Annotated in this window: 1 pseudogene; it reads right to left on the bottom strand. The window is 58.6% G+C overall.

Annotation, left to right across the window (positions count from 1 at the left end):
• Window positions 1–693, bottom strand: a pseudogene (locus E6R62_RS37855) (hypothetical protein); the annotation flags it as partial.

Genomic DNA, 693 nt, shown 5'->3' with positions numbered 1-693 from the left:
ACAAGAATGCCGATGGGCGCCACATAGCGCATCAAGAACAAGGACAGGCCAAACAGCGCAGGGTTGCGGATCGACAGCTCGTCGCGCACCGCTTCACGCCCCATGATCCAGCCCGCAAACACCACGAAACACAAACCGCCAAGCGGCAACATGAGTCGCGAGGTGAAGAAATCGATCACGCCAAAGAAGTCGAGACCGCCGGTTGCTCCCCATTGGTAGAGGTGGAACACCCCGCCTTCGTTCACGAAGAACTTGGCCTCCTTCCAGATATTGAAGGAAAAAACCGTCCCCAGGCCGACAAACCAGCAACTGAAAGCCAACCAGAAGGTAACCCAGGCACGACTCACTTTAGTGCGCTCGACCAGGTAGGCCACCATCGGCTCAAGCAGGGAGATCGCCGAACTCCAGGCCGCCACCGCCACCAACACGAAGAACACCACGCCCATCAATTGGCCGAATGCCACGTTACCGAAGGCAAACGGCAGGCTGACGAACATCAACCCAGGCCCTTCGCTCGGATTCAGGCCTGCCGCGAAAACAATCGGAAACAATGCCAGGCCGGCCACCAGGGAAACGAAGGTATCGAGCAATGCTACGCCGACGACCGTCCCCGAAATCGACGAGCTCTTCGGCATGTAGGCGCCGTAGATCATGATCGAGCCGACGCCCACGCTCAGGGAAAAGAACGCGTGC

It is taken from the genome of Streptomyces sp. A1136, assembly GCF_004795055.1.
In the GTDB taxonomy this organism is placed as follows: domain Bacteria; phylum Actinomycetota; class Actinomycetes; order Streptomycetales; family Streptomycetaceae; genus Streptomyces.
Note: the sequence above shows the minus strand (reverse complement) of the source record. Positions and strands in the feature narration are given on the sequence as shown.